Source organism: Leuconostoc sp., from assembly GCF_965300815.1.
In genome coordinates this window covers 2,712-17,634 of the sequence record NZ_CBDKZH010000013.1, presented here as the reverse complement: position 1 = coordinate 17,634, position 14,923 = coordinate 2,712, and the positions used below count along the sequence as shown (strand labels likewise).

At 43.9% G+C, this 14,923-nt stretch carries 11 protein-coding genes and 1 pseudogene; all 12 read right to left on the bottom strand.

The genetic code is table 11. From position 1 onward, the window contains the following. The coding region (locus ACW12G_RS01905) for an FGGY family carbohydrate kinase (RefSeq protein ID WP_455647148.1) at positions 1 to 327 on the bottom strand (327 nt) is incomplete at its 3' end. Between the two features lie 244 nt (positions 328 to 571). Then, complete coding sequence (gene xylA / locus ACW12G_RS01900; RefSeq protein ID WP_029509982.1) at positions 572 to 1,918, bottom strand: xylose isomerase; 1,347 nt, start codon at positions 1,916 to 1,918, stop codon at positions 572 to 574. Between the two features lie 172 nt (positions 1,919 to 2,090). Further along, on the bottom strand, positions 2,091 to 3,260 hold the full coding sequence (locus ACW12G_RS01895) for an ROK family protein (RefSeq protein WP_455647147.1): 1,170 nt from the start codon (positions 3,258 to 3,260) through the stop codon (positions 2,091 to 2,093). A 241-nt stretch (positions 3,261 to 3,501) separates the two neighbouring features. Further along, positions 3,502 to 5,190 (bottom strand): glycoside hydrolase family 43 protein, encoded by a 1,689-nt coding sequence (locus ACW12G_RS01890; RefSeq protein WP_455647146.1) that lies wholly within the window; start codon positions 5,188 to 5,190, stop codon positions 3,502 to 3,504. A 40-nt stretch (positions 5,191 to 5,230) separates the two neighbouring features. After that, positions 5,231 to 6,699, bottom strand: a pseudogene (locus ACW12G_RS01885) (MFS transporter). 285 nt (positions 6,700 to 6,984) lie between these two features. After that, complete coding sequence (gene recQ, locus ACW12G_RS01880) at positions 6,985 to 8,784, bottom strand: DNA helicase RecQ (protein WP_186731246.1); 1,800 nt, start codon at positions 8,782 to 8,784, stop codon at positions 6,985 to 6,987. Between the two features lie 37 nt (positions 8,785 to 8,821). After that, positions 8,822 to 9,478: a histidine phosphatase family protein gene (locus tag ACW12G_RS01875; RefSeq protein ID WP_068851152.1), complete on the bottom strand. Its 657-nt coding sequence runs from the start codon at positions 9,476 to 9,478 to the stop codon at positions 8,822 to 8,824. A 125-nt stretch (positions 9,479 to 9,603) separates the two neighbouring features. Next, entirely contained in the window at positions 9,604 to 10,062 is a 459-nt protein-coding gene (locus ACW12G_RS01870; RefSeq protein ID WP_278364309.1) for a Tellurite resistance protein, read from the bottom strand. Between the two features lie 142 nt (positions 10,063 to 10,204). Then, positions 10,205 to 11,560: a Na+/H+ antiporter NhaC family protein gene (locus ACW12G_RS01865; protein WP_455647145.1), complete on the bottom strand. Its 1,356-nt coding sequence runs from the start codon at positions 11,558 to 11,560 to the stop codon at positions 10,205 to 10,207. A gap of 1,221 nt (positions 11,561 to 12,781) precedes the next feature. Beyond that, positions 12,782 to 13,765, bottom strand: a complete 984-nt coding sequence (locus tag ACW12G_RS01860) for a LacI family DNA-binding transcriptional regulator (protein ID WP_455646803.1) — start codon at positions 13,763 to 13,765, stop codon at positions 12,782 to 12,784. A 31-nt stretch (positions 13,766 to 13,796) separates the two neighbouring features. Continuing rightward, positions 13,797 to 14,534 (bottom strand): alpha/beta hydrolase family protein, encoded by a 738-nt coding sequence (locus ACW12G_RS01855; protein ID WP_455647144.1) that lies wholly within the window; start codon positions 14,532 to 14,534, stop codon positions 13,797 to 13,799. 2 nt (positions 14,535 to 14,536) lie between these two features. Beyond that, on the bottom strand, positions 14,537 to 14,923 hold a 387-nt coding region (locus tag ACW12G_RS01850), incomplete at its 5' end, for an MFS transporter (RefSeq protein WP_455647143.1).

Here is a 14,923-nt window from a genome sequence, read left to right as displayed (position 1 = left end):
TTGCTTGGTCGTGCGGGTATCGTTCCACAAAATTGCTGGCCGCAACACTTGATGATGTTCATCTAACAAGACCAGCCCGTGCATTTGACCAGAATAAGAAATACCCGCAATGTCTTCTGGCTTAATGCCGTCCTTTAAAATTAAGTTCACAATGGCAACTGTTGTTCCATTCACCCAATCTTCAGGATTTTGTTCAGACCAGCCGGGATGTGGCTGTGACAGTGGGTAATCAAAACTTTGCTGCGCAACAATTTGACCCTCACGATCCACAGCAGAAACTTTAACAGATGATGTGCCAATATCGACACCTAATACAACTTGTGTCATACTTTTTCTCCAATTGACTTTAATGACTAAAATTATTCGCATGCCGTATCACTGACGATGATCGTCAATGTTATCCTGCATGCTATGTACAAGGCATCGCAACGTCCGTTACGATGCCTTTTTCCACACAACCAGTTCAATGCGTTGGTGGTTAAATCGGTATATGTTAATTTTGGTTGGAAATTTAATTTAAGGAGAGGAGATTATTTTTGGGGAGGATATATAATCGGATTAATTTAAATGCTTACTTGCCCAACACTGAGAAAATGTAGTTATTCAATGTGGCCTTAATTTGTTCTTGGCGACCTGACTTCAATGTTGCATTGATTTCGTCATCTGTCTTGTTTTCCGCATAGGCAGCCAAATCCTTCAATGTCACTTTACCAGCTTCAAAGTCTGCGCCGATACCTGAATCAAATGAGGCATAGCGTTCCTTCAAAATGTTTTCGATGACTTGATCTTCGATCAACTTAGCTGCCACCTTCAAACCAGCAGCATACGTATCCATACCGGCAATGTGTGCATAGAAGAGATCTTCAAATTCAAAGCTTTGACGACGTGGCTTTGAATCGAAGTTCAAACCACCTGTTGGCAAACCACCATTCTTCAAGAATTCATACATGACCAATGTGGCTTCGTAAATGTCATTTGGGAATTCATCGATATCCCAACCAGTGAGCTTGTCACCCATGTTAGCATCAAGTGATCCCAACAAACCAGCTTCGCGTGCAAAGCGCACTTCGTGTTCATAAGTATGACCAGCCAAGTAAGTGTGGTTACCTTCCAAGTTTAACTTGAATGTGTCTTCCAAGCCATACGTCTTTAAGAACGCAATCGTTGTTTGCACATCAAAGTCATATTGGTGTTGTGTTGGTTCCTTTGGCTTTGGTTCAATCAAGAATTGACCTGTGTAGCCAATTTCATCAGCATAGTCCTTAGCCAACTTGAAGAAGGCAGCGATGTGGTCTAATTCACGCTTTGTATCCGTGTTCAAAAGGAAGTCATAACCTTCACGACCACCCCAGAAAACATAAGATTCTGAACCCAGACGCTTAGCGATATCAAGTGAGTGCTTAATTTGACCAGCGGCGTAAGCAAAGACTTCGGCAAATGGTGTGGTTGCTCCACCAGCCAAGAAACGCTTGTTAGTGAAGAGTGAGGCTGTGTTCCAAAGCACCTTCTTACCAGTTTCTTGCATCTTTTGTTCAATCTTGTCGATCACCTTGTCAAGGTTCGCATTTGTTTCGGCTAATGTCTTACCTTCTGGTGCCAAGTCACGATCGTGGAAAGCAAAGTATTCGATACCTGTCTTGTCCAAAAATTCGAACATGTAGTCGACTTTTGCCAACGCTGCGGCCATTTCATCGCCGTCACCCGCATTATCCCATGGGCGTACTGCTGTGCCTTCACCAAACGGATCCGTCAAACGTTGATCCATTGTGTGCCAGTAAGCCACTGAAAACTTGAGCCATTCGCTCATCTTCTTGCCGGCAACAACTTCATCAGCGTTATAGTAATGGTAACCATCACCAGCTGTTAGTGACTGATTGCCAACATAAGTCACTTTTGGAAATGAAAACAATTCTGACATGTATTACTCCTTCTGGACATTAACGTCCTTAACCATTTAATCTTACGTTGGTTGGTTTAACCAACCAACTTACAACTATATTGTATACGCTTTCATTTCTAAGCGCAACCCTTTTTGTGTAAATTTATCCCATTAAATTTTACGGGATACTAAAAAAACCCATGACTGGGTTTTAATGTGTAAATATTAATGGCAGTTCCTCTAAATCAAGGATCCTCCGCGTCATCGCGGCCGCACCACCAAGTAGGGTGGCTTCATAGACCGAGCGATTGGCAAATAAAATTTCACTCTCATTGGTTGGGTTCATATGTTGATACGCTTCAATCACACGACCAAGTAAATCAGGCATTTCCGCAATAAACCGCGAATGAATAAACAAAGCTTGGGGCGCAGTCGTTTGAATAATATTATAGGCCACTTGGGCAATACCAATCACCCAATCCTCTAACAATCGCGTGCTCACCGCATTGTTCTGGTTAGCAAAAGTAACAAACGCATCGCGATTGACCACTGGTTCTTCCGTCAGGGCTGCGAGTCGGGCCAGCATCGCATCTTCGGAATATAAATCTTCGACACGAATCGGCGCATTGTGTGCCATGGCCACAATGCTGCGCCCGACTTCACCTGCATCCCCCTGCATCCCGCGATAAAGCTGGCCATCAATAATGATACCAGCACCGATACCATAATGGATATTCAAGGCGACTAAATTATCATACTGGGCTGTCCGGTAATAATCATGATAATCACGAATATACACAGCAGCTGAATTCGCCTCATTTTCTAACATCACCGGCACACCACCGACTTTTTCAAGCGTTGCCGCAATATCGACGTTACGGTAATCAAAAAACGGCGAATACACAACTTGATTATCATTCACCACGCCGTGAATCCCCACCGCAATCCCCATTAAACCTTCTTGGGTGCCATGCTTTTTATTTTTATGGGCCTTCACGTGTTGGCTCATCAGTGCGAGCACTTCATCAACAGCCCGCCCATCCACTAATTCTGCACTCTGAAAAATGACTTCACCACTAAGGCGGACTAAAGCCATGCGCAAATGATAACGCCCCATATCAAAGCTCATCACATAGCCATATTGCCGATTAAACCGAATCATTTTGGCTTTACGCCCACCAGTCTCAGTGGTGGTGCCTTCACCCAGGTCCTCAATAAACCCTAATTTATCCAAATCACGGTAAATTGAACTAATGGTTGATTTATGCAGGTTTAAATCGACGGCCAATTGCGCCCGTGACGTTTCCTTCGCATTAAATAACGCTTGCAGCACTAAGCGTTGATTGTGATCTCTCATGGTGAGTTGATCTGATTTATCCATGTTGGCTAACACTCCATTTCAAAGGACTGATGTTACAAATCACTATTTTTGCGACCAGCGTCGTCGGATAACCAAGTCACGACAAAGCGTTATCAGCAGTCATTACACGACTTGTTCGATTATATATTGATTCTATTGTACGTGAACAGAACCTATCCATCAAGCCGTACCTTGAACGTCACGCCTGCACGTTTTGTGACCAATAAAAAATGGATCTTCTGTGAAGATCCATTTAACTGCCTTAATCAAAACGTTGTTCTGACTTTTCCCATGAGAACGAGCCATCAGCCAGCACACGATCTCCCAGCTCTTTGTAATCAAAGTACGCAAATTCTGCTGTTGAACCGTAGCCTGAATAATCCACCGCGGCCAAACCAACATAGGCGCCCGTAAAGAAGCCGCCGTATTCGCGGACAACATAGTCATCTGATAGCACCGCAGCATCTAATTCAACCCCGGTTGCATGCCAAGTTTCCCCATCAAATGAGTAGTAGTACGTATACGTTTCCTCACGATTTTCCGACTTAAAGTAGACGTATTCTGTCCCGTCAGGAATGACTGGGGCTTGATCACGCAAATATGACGTATAGCTGCCGTTACGAAGCCCACCCTTGTTTTCAGCCACTTCGATGACATTTTGGCCAGCATCATTTTTGGTAATGAAAATCCATGACCAGTGTGAATGGTTATAATAATTCGTTAACCCAGCCATTGCTTGATAAGAATACGGGTCAAACTTAACCTTTGTTTCCGCATCAAAGTAGAAGGCTTGCCAACGACGGGCAATCAAAGACAAATCAAACGTATTTGCCAGTGAGCCTTGTCCAATCAAGGTTAACTTACCATCACCCGTATGCCCCATCTTGTCAGTAAATGGTACACGTAGCGTGTTCCAGTTAATATCCAACGTTGGTGTGTCAAATTCATCATGTTGTGAATGATCTGCTGGTGCATCTGTCACAATCGCATCCTTTGGTGCGTCAACAAACCTTTGCCCACCATGACCACCGACAATCCGAGGCCAACCTGCATCGTCCCATTCAACTTTTTGAATTGCTGTTTCACGACCCAATGTTGACCAACCACGTGGATCCGTGGCACTTTCGTTGGCATGATGCCATGGACGGGCTGTCAAAGAAGCATAGTACCATTCGCCACCTGGTGTTGAGACCAAGGCACCATGGCCTTGCTTTTGCAAATAAGAATTTGGCGTATCAAAGTTTGTGATAAATGGCCCATCTGGTTCCACGACAAATGATAGTTCATCTAATGTCTTTGAACGTGATACCACTTCTTGGTGCGTAAAGATTGTGCCACCTTCTGCCGTGAACAAGTAGTATTCACCATTAATCTTATACAAGTGTGGGCCTTCGACTAACTTCACATCGGTGCCGGCAAAAATCGTCCGTGCCGTTTCTGGCTTCAACTGCATCGTGTCAGTGTCAAATTCTGTCAACGTAATCCCATCAAATGGATGACGATATTCACGGTGATCCCATGTTTGTTGTACCAAATACTTGCGACCGTCATCATCATGGAATAGTGACGCATCAAAGCCAACACCGTTAATCAAAATTGGCTTTGTCCATGGGCCTTGAATCGTTTCAGCCGTTGTCAGGTAGTTCTTCATATCCTTGAAGTTACCATCTGTGATTTTCACATCCGTGAAAATCAACCAGAACTTACCATCCGCATACGACAGATCTGGTGCCCAAATACCGCCAGAAGATGGATTCCCCTTCATATCAAGCATGTCAGTCGTATCGAGGACATTCTTAACTAAGTTCCAATGAACCAAATCCTTTGATTCATGGATGCGTACTCCTGGGAACCATTCAAATGTTGACGTGGCGATGTAGTAAGTATCATCCACCCGAATAATTGAGGGATCCGGATTAAAACCGGGTAATACAGGATTCTGGATCTGCATAATTTTCTCCTATTAACTTAATCTTTCAATTTTTCAACAATTAACTATTCTTTTCTTTAAGTTCGTGATTCATTTTATCAACATAAGCGTCAGACAAAGGATAACGGCTAATCACAAACATTGCCAAGAGTGCCAAGATAGCTGGCAACCAGATCATTGACCATTCAATACCTGTCTGGGCAAGGGCTGATTGTGTCAAAGCGCCTGACTTAAAGTCAGTCATTTGAAGCAAATAACCTGGTATAATACCACCTAAGGCCAAACCAATCTTGAAGAAAAGTCCCATGATGGCGTTGATGATGCCGACGACACGCTTACCAGAAATATATTCACCATGCGCAACCACTTCAGGTACCAAAGCCCACATGAAGCCAGTTGCTGATGTCAATCCCCACTGTTGCAAGAAACGACCCGTGAAGCCAAGCCAGTCTGCTGATGGGTTCTTTGACCAAGCAAAGAGCAACAACTGACCAACAATGAAGATACTCAAGAATGTGTAGAAGAAACCTTTCTTACCTAATGTCGCACGTAGTCGTGGCCACATGACAACCAAGAAAATACCTGGAATTGAGCCAATCAAACCAATTGAGGCCATCAAAGCTGACTTACCACCTTCAGCACCAAAGTTATATTGCATAAAGTATGGCCATACAGTGTTACCAAAGAACATCAAGGTAAAGCCAACCAGGAAGAACATGCCTAAGATTTGTAGGGCCTTGTTACGCTTAAATTCTGCAAAGAGATCCGTATACTTAACTTGATCACCTGCTGTTTCTGCAGGTAACACACGTTCTTTCGTATTGCGGTAAGCCACAAATAGGCTCGCTGCCCCAATCAACATATAGATGCCATATACTTTAAACCAAGCACCCGCTGCTTCTGGCGCAGCATAATTACCCAAATTCAACTTCAAACCGAACAAGCCTGTGTCTGTTAACTTCGCGTTTGGTGAAGCCAATTGCACAAACAATGGGAACAGTGTGTACACCAACAAGTTACCCACGTTGGCCAACATCATACGCGTTGATGTTAACTTACCGATTTCGGCTTCATCACGTGTCAATGAGGCGTTCAAGCACCATAAGGAATATTAACAAATGAATAAACTAAGGCCGTGGCCATATATGAAACCGTTGCATAGGCTGTTGTGGCAACTGTTCCAGCACCAAGCACCTTAGCGACTGGCAAGAAGAGCAACGCTGCCAAAATAACCAATGGCAACCCAAAGTTGAGCAGGAATGGGCGATACTTCCCGTTTTTTGTCACCCGAGCTTTATCGACAACCGTGCCGACCCAAGGATCCCAAACGACGTTAATCCAACGGACAACCAAAAAGATTGTTGCCCCAACACCAGCAGAAATACCGTTAATGTTCGTCAGGTAAAATAGTAAGAAACCACCGACTGTACCGAACACCAAGTTTTGAGCAAAATCGCCCAATCCATAACTCACACGATCCCACGTCGTGAGCTTAGCAAATTCATTATTCTTGTGAACACTTCCGTCCATCTTTCTTCTCCTTCTATTGCTAACAAATTATGCTATACTGTGTCACCATATTCCAAAATTCAACTTGCTTAACGTCACTTGTAATTTTTTGAAAGCGGTAACATTTCTTTTTTATAGTGTTACTATATCATGGTTAGTTTGTTCGAGCAACTAACTAACGTAAGTTTTTTTTGTTATTTTTTAAATGACCCTAAAATACCTGCGTTGCCCATTGTGCCAACAGTTAACACTTTTAGGCCACAAAAAAAGATGGCAACTGCCATCTTTTAAACAATTGAGGTTATCTTACGCCTCCGCAAGTACCGCCGCAAAATCATCATGGTAAATTTCAAACTTCTTCTCACCAACACCAGAAATAGCTAAAAATTCAGCCGCTGTTTTTGGTCGGAGAACGGCCATATTCATCAGTGTTTTGTCTGAGAAAATCATAAATGGCGGCAAGCCTGCTTCACGCGCAAGCGCTAAGCGCTTCATCTTTAATTTAGCAAATAACTGGTTATCCTCATCCGATAACTTTAAGCCGTCGGTCGCCACGTTGGTTTGCCGTTGGGCAATGACTTGCTGGTTCACCCGCTTGGTCACTTTTAGTTGCCCCTTGAGCACCTGCACGCCACGATCGGTCAGCTTTAAGACGGGAAATTCGCCGCCTTCAATCCGCAGATAGCCGTCGGCCGTTAAATAATCAATAAAACGACTAATGTCTTTAATCGTTCGCTCTTTCATCAAGCCAAATGTGGGTAATGTCGTTAAATACGCATACTTTTGCACACTGGCATCCCGTGAACCTTTGAGAACTTTAGCGACCAAAGTTTTCCCAAAACTTTGGTTCATCCGCACAACGTTGGCCAAGACCCGTTGCGCATCGGTGGTCACATCCACCCGCTCACGCGCATCCAGACAATTCGAACACTGACCACAATCTTCGGTCACCAATTCACCAAAATAACTCAAGAGATAACGCGGTAAACAGGTTTCTGTATTAGCAAAAGCATTCATTTCCCGAATTTTATTGTATTCATTTTGCTTATGCGCTTCGGTTCCTTCAGACTTCTGCACAAAAAATTCCTGCAAATGAATATCTTGCGGTGCATACAATAAAACTGCCTCTGACGGCAACCCGTCACGACCAGCACGACCGATTTCTTGGTAATACGCCTCAATGTTGCCTGGCACAGCATAATGAATGACAAAACGCACATCCGGCTTGTTAATCCCCATACCAAAAGCATTGGTGGCAATCATCACTTGGACATCATCATATAAAAAGGCTTCCTGCATCGCTTGGCGCTCTTTTTCTGGTAATCCAGCATGATAACGCCCAACTTTGACGCCTTTTTTAGCCAAAAAGTCGTACAATTCATCAACTTGTTTACGCGTTGCCGCATAAATAATGCCACTTTTCCCAACATTAGAACGCAAATAATCTTGGACATATTGGCGTTTATCGACTTGATGGGCAATTTTAAGGGCCAAGTTATCACGTGCAAAGCCAGTTAAAACAGTATCTTCATCACTCACCGCCAGCAATTGCTGCAAATTTTGACGGACACGATCTGTGGCTGTCGCCGTCAAACCAAGTACTGCTGGCTGGCCTGGAATTTGTGCGAGTAACGGTAAAATATTTAGGTAACTGGGTCTGAAATCATGCCCCCATTGTGACATAACATGGGCTTCATCAATGGCAATTAATTCAATCGGCAGTTGCTGGACAAAATTAAAAAAACTCGGAATTTCCAAGCGTTCAGGTGACACATACAACATTTTATAAAAGCCTGCCCGAATGTCTGACATGCGTTGCGCCTGTTCTTGACCTGTCAACGTTGAGTTCAAAAAGGTCGCGTCAATCCCCATCGCATTCAGACCATCGACTTGGTCCTTCATCAGCGAAATTAACGGCGAGACCACCAAGGTAATCCCTTCAAACATCACAGCTGGTAGTTGATACGTGATGGATTTCCCACCACCAGTTGGCATAATCGCTAGCGCATGTTTGTGTGCTAAGACTTTTTCAATAATATCTAATTGTCCGGTACGAAAATCATCGTAACCAAAGACTTCTTTTAAAATTTCACGCGGTTTTTGCATAATTCTATTATAAGCTATTGCGTCAACCGATGGGCAGTTAAAAGACCGTCGTCAAATCATTAACCGTTTGTACTTGCAAAGCACCGGTGGCACTTAGATCAAAAATAGCCACCGAACCGTTTTGCGGCCGTTGCGCTGTCATTAGCTGGCCGTAGTGTTGTGCCAAATTGCCAATGAGTTGCCCGTGCGTCACAAGCAAAATTGTCGCGTCAGCCGGATATTTTGCTAGTAAGTTGGCCAAGGCTTGATCAATGCGTTGCCAAAAGGCGGCCGCATCTTCTCCGAGATGTTGAGGATCCAGTTGATAAATCGTATCCATGATTGTTGTCATGTCCGCATGTTCAGCAATTTCGCTAGGATCATCTGTCACCAGCCCTAACGCGGCCGCTACAGCAGACCACATGTCATGATTACCCCCACCTTCAAAACTACCAAAAAAATATTCCCGCCATTCGGGTGTGCTGACTAACGCTGGTGGTGTTTGCAAGTTTTCAGCCAACACAAACTCCGCCGTATGAATTGCCCGCGACGTGTCTGATGACAAAGCGGCATCAAAATGCACATTTTTCAAGCGTTGACCGGCCGCACGGCCATCTGCTTCGCCTTTTGGTGTTAAGGGCGTATCGGCCCAACCTTGAACTTTGTCTAACCAATTAAAAATTGTTTGACCATGTCGTACTGCATATATCCTCATGCTAACGCCTCCTCATTGTTGTCACATATCACAAAACCATTGTTTAGATTCTATTTTACGCGTCTCTGTATTTTTTAACAAAAAAAGACACTGTTTACGCAACGTGTCTTATGAATTATCAGGATTCAAAACGGATTCAATTGAAATGACCACGGAATATATTGCCGGAAAACGTAATGCAAACCAGCCAGCAGACCAGCTACCACCGCCAAAACCAAAAGGTCATCACTTTGGAAAGCTTGCGTCTGCTGCAATGACAAAATTATCCCTTGTACGCCAATATAGAGAACACTAAACCATCCAAAGTAGGCCGCTAAAATATTTCCGCCAATGCGGGTCGTCTTATCAAACCAGTTCTCTGGTTGCCCAGCAAAAAACTTCACATGTAACCAATCCAAAAACAACATGATAAACACAAAACTGATCATATCCATGCTGACTAATTTCAAAATAGTCCAGTAGTCTTGCGGCGCACTAAACGGTTGTTGGTGCCAAAGGTTAAGCAAATAAGCGGTCAAAATATCGGACCCCAAAATAAATAATAACCAACTCAACGGTTTTGCACGTACCATATCACGAATCATAGCTTGCTCCCTTATCACCAACACACCACCCGATCTCAGTCATATCGGCCATGCCCTATTTACTCGATTATACCACGTCCCCTTGATCAAGCACCCCACAATAAAACGCGTGACCCACTCAGTGGTGTCACGCGTTTTTTAATTAGTTATCGGCTTGTTTTAAGCCAATCCCCGTCACGGCTGACAAAATCGACATCACCGGTGAGAGTAAGGCAAACAAGGTAAATGGTGCAAAAGCCAATACGGGAACCCCCAGTGTTTGTGCCGCAAAACCACCGGCAACCCCCCAAGGGACCAAATAATTCATGACCGTCCCCGAGTCTTCAATCGTCCGTCCCAGCGCCAATGGCGAGAGCTTAACCGTCTCAAAGCTTTTCTTAAACAATTGGCCAGGCAAAATTGTGGCGAGATACTGTTCGCCGACCAAAAAGTTTGCCCCAATCCCCGTGAACAAGGTTGCCAAAATAATGGCACGTTGGGTCTTGAGATGCGACACGATTGGTTGCATGACCGCATTTAAAATCCCTAAACCACTCAACAGGCCGCCAAGTCCCAAGGCCAACATAATCATCATGATCGTTGACATCATCGCAGCCATGCCACCACGATTGAGCAAGGCCATCAATGTTGGGTTGGTGCTGGTCGTTTTAAAGCCATTGACGACCAAATCTGCCAACGCTGGCACATTATGTTGCCATAAAAAGGCAACACTCGTGACTAAAATATTGAGCATCAACGCCGGAATGGCGGGTACTTTATACCAAGCCGTCACCACCAGCAAACCTAATGGCACAAGTGCCCACCATGTCGGTTGTAGCAAGGGTAATAAGGCGGCAATCTTTTGGGTCGCCTGTGCGTCTGCTCGGTACCCCGCGCTCAAGACCACACTCACGATAAACGTCACGCCCCAAGCCGGCAAAGTCGTCCACATCAAATTTTTAATGTGGGCAAAAAGATCCGTCCCTGAAATAGCACTGGCCAAATTCGTTGATTCTGACAAAGGTGAACTCTTATCACCAAAAATAGCGCCTGATAAGACAATTCCCGCCACAATCGCTGGATTCATCCCCATCAACGTGCCAACACCCATCAACGAGACACCAACCGTCGATAAGGTTGTAAAGGCACTACCAATCAACGCGCCCACCAACGAGGTGGTGACAAACGCTGTTGGTAAGAAAAATGCTGGGGTTAAAATTTTAAAGCCCGCCCAAATCATTGTGGGAATCACGCCAGTCGCCAGCCACAGCGCAATTAAAGCGCCAATCAGTAAGAAAAGGAATAATGGTGTCAGTCCTGATTCAATCCCTTTCACCAGTTCCCGTTGACTCGTTGCCCATGACACGCCGCGCAAACGTGCCACAACCATGATTAAACCAATCACGGCTAAAATTGGGGCAATCGGCATGAGGCCAAAGCCAATCACACCCACCGCCAAAATAATCACCGTTCCTAATAACAAAAAAGCTGACAACTTGGTACTGAGTTGTTTTGCCATATTTTTTCTCCTGTCGTCATCAGTTACCTGATGTTTTTTTACAATAAAAAAGTCCCTGCTGTCACTTTGACAGAAGGGACGAATCGACAATTAAAAATCCGTGGTACCACCCAGCTTACGCGTTAAAAAACGCATCACTTTGGCATTTGATAACATGGTGCTGCCACGCTTAAATCGATAGCTGTATTTCGGATAGTAACACCTGTGCAGTTTTCACCAACCACTGCTTCTCTTCACGCCGAATGTTTATCCTACTCAAATAAGTGCTAATTTCAAGTAGTCTTAGTTTACTATGCCTTGCGTAGGCTGTCAACATGGTGATACTTTATCAAACTGCACGCTAACATATGCATTCAGAGATAACTGCCATTTTTTATCAAAATATGCATATTTATACTATTTTTCGCGATTTATACCATGACGCATCATTTTCTTCTTGATACAATTTTATTATCACGTAACCGTGGTAACATTCTTTTTTATATCTCCTTCCTAAAACGCCCGTCTCTTCATTATCGGGCGTTTTTCTCCCCCATATCCCCCAAATTTTATTTTCATTTTATCCAGGTTATATTTTTATTTAAATTTTTAACTGTAATATTTAAGACATAGCCAACCTAACCAACTGGCTATATCTCCTCTTCTCTTTATTAATAAGCGTAACGCTAACATAAAAAGGCTTTTGACTTCCTCCCGAGACATTAGCCTTTTTATTTTGCGCCGTACCGGCCATGCTTTATCTTCAATCACCAAAATAACTACTTTTGATAAATCAAATGGTGTTACTATTCTCAGTGTGTTATCATTAATCAATACAAATATTAATTATCTTAACCTGTTGTAACTTTTTTGCTTGTCACCAGAGGACGACTATGTTTAAAAACAATGACCAGAAATTTTTAATGTCTTTCGTATCAAACAACTCCAATTTAACAGATGCTGAAATAAACATTATTTATAAAACACTTAATCAATTAAATGATCAGCATGTATCGCAGTATCGAGAAATGGGACTTTTAACACATTCGCTTCAGATCCTATCGCTTAACGGTAAGTTATCTACGGACGGTCTCCTACTGCTCAAAAAATTACATCAAAAAGATTGGTTCGTGGGTATCCTTTACAATCTACGATTTTTGAGATAATTATGGCGACTACTACCGTATACCAAAAAACAAAAACAGCCACGACTAAATTAGTCGTGGCTGTTTTTTGGTCACATTATTTCGTTGTCGTCCCGCGATGAAAAGTAACTGGGAACATATATTGTCGTTCTTGTGAGCGTTCTGGTTGTTCAATTTTAGCAATCAACACATCAACTAACGTCTTGGCCAAATCAGCAATTGGTTGCACCACCGTTGATAGTTCTGGAAAACTTTGTAAAACAAACGCACTCCCATCATACCCAATCACTTGGACATCTTGTGGGACACGTAAGGCCATCGTGCGCAATACTTCAAGCACTAACAGCGCGGTCGCGTCATCGGTGGCCATAATGCCGTCGGGTTGCTGCTCGGTAATGGCTTGATGCATTAACATCTTCCGGAAATTCACCGTGGCATCACTCGGTAGCACTTGGACGACTGGCGTCAGCCCCTGTTTTTGACTTGCGACCATGAACCCATTAGTACGGTCAACCGTTGGGTTAATATCGTGCATTTCACCCGAAAAGACGAGTAACCGTTTAGCGCCACCAGCAATCAGGTTTTGGGCGGCCATTTGACCGCCAGAGAAGTTATCCGAACTGACGGTCGGAATTTGCGGTCCAAAGTAACGGTCAAGGGACACCACTGGCAAATTCAAGTCGTGATAGGCATCAATAATCATGTTATGCGACGCCGTAATCAAGCCATCAACCTGATTTGATTGGAGCATACTGATATAGGCTCGCTCTTTTTCAGGATTATCGGAACTGTTGGCAATAATCACTTTATAAGACCGTTCAAATAACTCAGCCTCGATTTTTTCCAGTAATTCGGAATTAAATGGGTTTTGTGTATTCGTTAAAATGACCCCAATAAGCTTCGTTTTTTTCCCTGAAAGTGACCGCGCCACTGAATTTGGCTGATAATTTAATGCCTGCATCGCCGCATAAATGCGCGCTTCTGTTTGTTCGGAAAAATAACCACGCTTGTTAATCACACGTGACACTGTTGTCAGAGAAACGCCCGCGCGTTCTGCCACATCTTTTAACGTATAACCCAATTTATCTACCCTCGGTTCAAATGACTCTTTTCTATTTATATAGTTTATCAAAGAATGCCAAGGTTGCGTTAAATAATGATTCCCGAGTTGGCACATCCCCCCAACTATGATCAGCTCCTGGCACCACTGTTAAGTCAACGGGTTGTTGGTAAGTGTCAACGTACTTTTGCGCATAGCTCACTGGGGCAATCGTGTCGTCGGCACCATGGATGATCTTAACCGGCCCAAGATATTGTTTGGCAGTTGGATATATGTCAACCGTCTTCACATCCTCAAAGAATTGTGGCCCTAACTTCATCGAATTAAAATCAAAATAACCATCTTCAGCAACCGTTGCAATCGACTTACCTTGCAAGGTTTGATTTTCCAAAATCTCATCTTGGAAAACAGCAGCCGGTGACCACAGGCACAACCCCATCACCGCATCACCGACCAGTCCAGCAACCATACTAGCCGCGACACTCCCTAGACTCATCCCCAGCAACGCGACCCGTGTCTCATCCACAAAATCGAGAGTCTTCACGAAGGCCACTAATTGCGTGCCTTCATAGACTTCATTGCTAAACGTAAAGTCGATGAAATCACCATCACTTTCACCATGACCCGAGAAGTCAAACGCAATTGCAGCAATACCACGCTGTGCGAGTTGGTGACTAATTTGGACAAACGAACAGAAATATTCATCTCGTACTGCGCCAAAGCCGTGAAATAACAGCCCTGTGGGCACTGGACCGGTAACGTCTTCTGGCACATGGGCTGTTCCCCGCAAAGTTAACCCATTAATGGTAGTGTTGACATATTTAATCGTGAATTCATGACTCCTTCATTCAATTCATCTTGGCGTTTCGCCTGCAAATCGGCGTGCATCTTAGCACTGAGTTTATCCAAACCATAAAACATAATACTGATAATACAAATGGCATCAATGATGGCCGGGCCATACACGAAGCAAACGTTAATGCCCATGATACCTGAAGCTGTCTGGGTCATATTGGGGACAAAATGGAAATGTGCCAAAATGTCACTATTGATCACGCCAGCCAGTCCGGCCCCAATACTAGCCCCAATGGCCGAAACAGACGTTAGCAAACCTTGGGCACGAACGCCAAAGCGCCATTCGCCATAATCCACCGTTTCAGCAGTCATCACAAACATCAA